The organism is Streptomyces sp. CB01881 (assembly GCF_002953255.1).
GTDB lineage: Bacteria > Actinomycetota > Actinomycetes > Streptomycetales > Streptomycetaceae > Kitasatospora.
In genome coordinates this window covers 10,974,718-10,979,434 of record NZ_CP026498.1, presented here as the reverse complement: position 1 = coordinate 10,979,434, position 4,717 = coordinate 10,974,718, and the positions used below count along the sequence as shown (strand labels likewise).

Genomic DNA, 4,717 nt, shown 5'->3' with positions numbered 1-4,717 from the left:
AAGGCCCAGGCGGCCACCGGGCCCGTGGCGATCAGGCCGACGCAGGCCACCGATCCCGGCAACGCCAGCCACCAGCGGGCCCGCCACGCCGGCCGGCCGGTACGGCGTCGCAGCAGGGGAGAGAAGGCGAACGGCAACGCGAAGGCGGCGCCTGCCAGTACGGGCAGCATCTGCCAGCGGATCCCCGCCACACCCAGCAGGATCGCGGAGAGCACGAGAACCGCCCCCGCCGCGATCGTGACGCGTGGGCGGGCGGCGGGGGGAAGCCAGCGCGCCACCACCAGTGCGACGGCACCCAGCAGGACAAGGATTTCCAGGGGGGACATGGGCAGTCCCTCGATGATCTCGGTCACCCCGCCATACTCGGCGCCGGGTGTGCGCTGCCACATCGGTCCCGGGTCGCCATCGTGTGCAACCGGGATCGCCATCCGTGGCAGGTCCCCCTGCAACCGGAGCAGTAATCGAGCACGCCGGATCAGCGGCCGCCCTGCGACCCCGGGAGGTATCAGGACTCCTCCTGAGGTCGTACCTCGGCACGGTGCCATCAGACGGTGGGCTCATGTGCTCCACGGCGCCCGCGGCCTACCGTGACAGGGCTGTGGTACGTGCCGGGCAGCGCGAGGCGTACGTTCCCCGTACTCGACCCGGATCCGGCCGTACGCGGCGCCGGCCCCGGCCGGGGCCACCATGATGCTGAATCGACAGGGACGTGTGATGACCGAGGCGGCCGCGGAACCCGGCAATGCCCACCGGGTGCGCTACCGGGGCTGGGCGCAGGCGCGGGTGCGGGACCGGGTGCGGTGGGCGGGGACGGCCTCACGGCTGACGAGGTACGCCGACCTGGCCTCCGCACGAGCGGCGCGACCGGTGACAGCCGCCGGGCGCTGGGGCTCCCGGCTGCCGCCCATGGCGTGGGACTCGCTGCTGCCGACGCTTCTCCTCCTCAACGTCGTGACCACACGCGCGCTGCAGGAGCTGCCGACGGCCGGGGCCCTCACCGCCGCCCTTGCGCTGCCCCTGGTGTGGCGGCGCCGGGCCCCGCTCACGGTGTTCGGCGCCGTGACGGCCGCGGCCTTCGTCCAGTGGCTGATGGACGTCCAACTGCCAGCGGACATCGCCTTGTTGGTGGCTCTCTACACCGCGGCCGCGAACTCGGGCCGGCGCGGCACGCTGGTCGCCGGTGCCGTCGTGGAGGCAGGGGTCCTTCTGGCCTGCCTGCGCTGGGCGACGGAGGGCGCCTTCCTGACCCCCTTCGTCGCGGTCACCGCGATGGCCGTTGCCTCCGCCGTCCTCGGTGTGAACGTGCGGACCACCCGCGCCTACCTCGCGGCCCTGGAGGAACGGGCCGCACGCCTGGAGCACGAACAGGAACAGCAGGCGCGACTGGCCGTCGCCGAGGAAAGGACACGCATCACCCGGGAGATGCACGACATCGTCACCCACAACCTGTCCGTGATGGTCGCGCTCACCGACGCCGCCGTCTACGCCCAGCACCGGTCGCCCGACAAGACCACCGCCGCGATGCTCCAGGTCTCCGAGACAGGCCGGCAGGCCCTGACCGACATGCGACGCTCGTTGGGCATCCTGCGGACCGACGAACCGGACGCGGAGCGCCACCCGTTGCCCGGCATCGCACAACTGGAGACCCTCGCCGACCAGATGTGCGCCGCCGGACTGCCGACCCGCCTCGACGTCCACGGCGGCCACACCCACGTACCCGCCACCGCACAACTCACCGTCTACCGCCTGGTACAGGAAGCCTTGACCAACACCCTCAAGCACACACCCATCGGCACACACGCGAAGGTCCGGATACGGTGCTCGACCGAGGCCGTCACCGTGGACGTCACCGACAGCGGCCCCTGCCCGCCACCTCCCGCCGCCACACCGTCCGGCCACGGCATCCCCGGCATGCGCGAGCGCTCGGCCGCCTACGGGGGGACGTTGCAGGCCGGACCACTTCCGGGCGGCGGCTGGGGAGTCCGTACCCGACTGCTCCTCGGCAGCAGCGGGGCGGCGTCCGCATGACGATCCGCATCCTGATCGCCGACGACGAAGCGCTGCTCCGGATGGCCTTCAGCACGGTCCTGGAGGCCCAGCCCGACATGGCACCGGTCGGCGAGGCCGCGGACGGCGTCCAGGCCGTACGCCTCGCCCGGGAGCTGCGCCCCGATGTCGTCCTCATGGACGTCCGGATGCCCGGGACCGACGGGATCGAGGCGACCCGCCAGCTCGTCGGGATCTCCCCGCAGAGCAGAGTGCTGATCCTCACCACCTTCGACCTGGACGAGTACGCCTTCGCCGGACTCAACGCCGGAGCCTCGGGCTTCCTGCTGAAGAACACCAGGCCCGAGGAATTCCTCGCCGCGATACGCAGCGTCGCCGCGGGCGACGCGGTGGTCTCCCCGCGGATCACCCGACGCCTGCTGGAGCACCTCGGCCCGCTCCCCGACGGCAGCAGCGCCGAGCGCGACGAGCGGCTGGGCCGGCTCAGCGCCCGTGAGCGCGAGGTGCTCATCCAGGTGGGCCGCGGCCTGTCCAACACCGAGATCGCGGCCACCCTGTACCTCGCGGAGGCAACCGTGAAGTCCCATCTCGGGAGAATCCTGCACAAGCTCGAACTCCGCGACCGGATACAGGCCGTGATCTTCGCCTACGAGAGCCGCCTCATCCACCCGGCATGACGCCGCCGCCGGAGCCATCGACGGCGTCACCCTGCTTCCCCCACCGGCCGCCGCCGAACAGTGGCCCGACCCGTGGTTCGAGCCCTGGCAGGCCCCGGACGCCCTGCCGACCAAGATCGCCAAGCGTAAGGCCTTCGACGTGGCCCGTTCTGAAACGATCAGTAAGTGTTATCGCCACCGAAGCCACCGGTCTCCTCTGGTGTCGGCGCAAGAGGCGCCGACCGGCGGGACAGCAGGTGCGGTGTGAACCATCGCGGTGCCGCTCCCAGCCGCCGGGCGAAACCAGGGAAGTCCAACTCCGCTCATGCAATCCATACGTCGCAAGCAGGGAGTGGCGGTTGTCGTGACCGTCGGGGTGATCGCAGCCGCGCTGAGCGCATGCGGTCCGGAGGCCGACGAGACGGCCGCAGGCACGGCCGGTGTCGTGGCAGCAACGGCAACGGCGACGGGCACCGGCAACTCGCCGTCCGCAGCCGCCTCCTCGCCGGCGGTCGCGTCGCCTTCGGCACCCACGCAGGCCGGCACCACGGCCTCGGCCGCCCCGTCCCCGGCTGCGAGCACGGCGACCGCCGGCGCGCCGACCGCCGGTGCGTCGACCGCGCCGGCCGCGCCGGCCACCAGGGCTCCTTCGAGCCCCGCCGCGGCGAAGGCCCCGAGCAAGCCGCCGACCGGCGCCGCACCGAGCCCCGCCACCAAGGCGCCGACCGCCGGCACAGCGCGACCCGACACCACGGCGCCGCCCAGGACCGTACCGACCCCCGACACCTCGGCGTCGGACTACTCGGCCGGCAGCGCCGAGGCGCTGTCGCTGCGGCTGATCAACGAGGAACGCGCCCGCAACGGCGTCCCGGCCCTGGTCGTCAAGGCCGACCTGACGGACTTCGCGGTGAAGTGGGCCCAGCACATGCGCGAGACCGGTTTCGCCCACTCGGCGAACGCCTCGGGTGCCGGTCCCAGCCTCACCGGCAGCCGGACGCTGACCGGGGAGTGCATCGTGATGTGGAGCGACGCCTCCCTGACCGGGCAACAGGCCGCCGAGCAGTTCCAGAAGATGTGGACCGAGTCGCCCGGGCACCACGCCGCACAGATCAACCCCAAGTACAAGGAGATCGGCGTCGGCCTCTACCACGACTCCACCGGCTGGTGGGGCGTGCACGAATTCGCCGGCTGAAGCCGCGAACTCCCGGGGCCGACCAGTAGCGCGGCCCCGGGGGCTCTCGCAGGGGCGTGCAGGCCGGCTCGGACGGCGGCGCGGCCGCCCGCCGGCTGCCCCGACGTGACGCCCTCCGGGCCACCGAGCAGTGGCGGCCCGGAGGGCGCGTCGCGTTCGCAGGGCACGAAACGGCCACTGCGTGGGACGCCGGCGCCCGGGCGCCGCCTGCTCCCGGCCGATGCCCTCGGAAGGGTCGTCCATGGGGCCGACCTGAGCACGGCTCGCTCCCGGCGCTCCCGCCCCCTATTGCCGGAACGTTCCGGCACGGCTGCATTGGCCTCCCGCCAGTGCAGGGACTGGCGGGAGTTCGGCCTCCTGCGGACGCGCCGCCCCGAGCTCTACGGTCCGCTCACCACGGCCGACCGAAGCACCTCCTGACGGCGTGCCCCGGCGCATCCGCGCCGGGGCACATCCGGAACCGCTCCCGCGAGGGGCCGCGTCCTCACCGGGCACGTCGCCGCCGCGACCCTGGACGGCGGGCCGCTGCCCGACCCGTGCACCGTGCTGATCGTCTCCGGCGGCCACACCTCGCTGCTCCTCGTGCGCGACCTCGCCCGCGACCCGATCCTCCACCTCGGCGACACCCTGGACGACGCGGCCGGCGAATGCTTCGACAAGGTCGCCCGCATCCTCCGCCTGCCCTACCCCGGCGGACCCGCGACCGCGCCGCCCGCGACGGCGACCCGCACGCTGTGCGCCTCCCCCGCCCCCTCAGCGGGCCGAACGACCCGCCGTACGCGTTCTCCTTCTCCGGCCTCAAGACCGCCGCCGAGCGCGGCCAGGAAACCGGTGCGGGCCGGGCAGGCGCTCCCGCCGGCGG

The 4,717-nt window shown here is 73.3% G+C and carries 3 protein-coding genes and 2 pseudogenes; 4 read left to right on the top strand and 1 reads right to left on the bottom strand.

Annotation, left to right across the window (positions count from 1 at the left end):
- A pseudogene (locus C2142_RS41265) lies at nucleotides 1-389 on the bottom strand (hypothetical protein); the annotation flags it as partial.
- 325 nt (nucleotides 390-714) lie between these two features.
- On the opposite strand from C2142_RS41265, the gene C2142_RS37280 reads away from it, so the two are divergent.
- The 4 genes and pseudogenes from C2142_RS37280 to C2142_RS37265 form a co-directional block, all read left to right on the top strand.
- Complete coding sequence (locus C2142_RS37280) at nucleotides 715-2,028, top strand: histidine kinase (RefSeq protein WP_241003056.1); 1,314 nt, start codon at nucleotides 715-717, stop codon at nucleotides 2,026-2,028.
- Nucleotides 2,025-2,684, top strand: coding sequence for a response regulator transcription factor (locus C2142_RS37275; protein WP_148647165.1), 660 nt, complete (start codon nucleotides 2,025-2,027; stop codon nucleotides 2,682-2,684). The genes C2142_RS37280 and C2142_RS37275 overlap by 4 nt, the downstream gene beginning before the upstream one ends.
- A 304-nt stretch (nucleotides 2,685-2,988) precedes the next feature.
- Nucleotides 2,989-3,855, top strand: coding sequence for a CAP domain-containing protein (locus tag C2142_RS37270; protein ID WP_148647164.1), 867 nt, complete (start codon nucleotides 2,989-2,991; stop codon nucleotides 3,853-3,855).
- A 489-nt stretch (nucleotides 3,856-4,344) separates the two neighbouring features.
- A pseudogene (locus C2142_RS37265) lies at nucleotides 4,345-4,717 on the top strand (tRNA (adenosine(37)-N6)-threonylcarbamoyltransferase complex transferase subunit TsaD); the annotation flags it as partial.

Excerpts from the sequence above, each read along its gene's own strand:
- C2142_RS37280 (WP_241003056.1), top strand. The coding sequence starts at position 715 with ATGACCGAGGCGGCCGCGGAACCCGGCAATGCCCACCGGGTGCGCTAC.
- C2142_RS37275 (WP_148647165.1), top strand. The coding sequence starts at position 2,025 with ATGACGATCCGCATCCTGATCGCCGACGACGAAGCGCTGCTCCGGATG.
- C2142_RS37270 (WP_148647164.1), top strand. The coding sequence starts at position 2,989 with ATGCAATCCATACGTCGCAAGCAGGGAGTGGCGGTTGTCGTGACCGTC.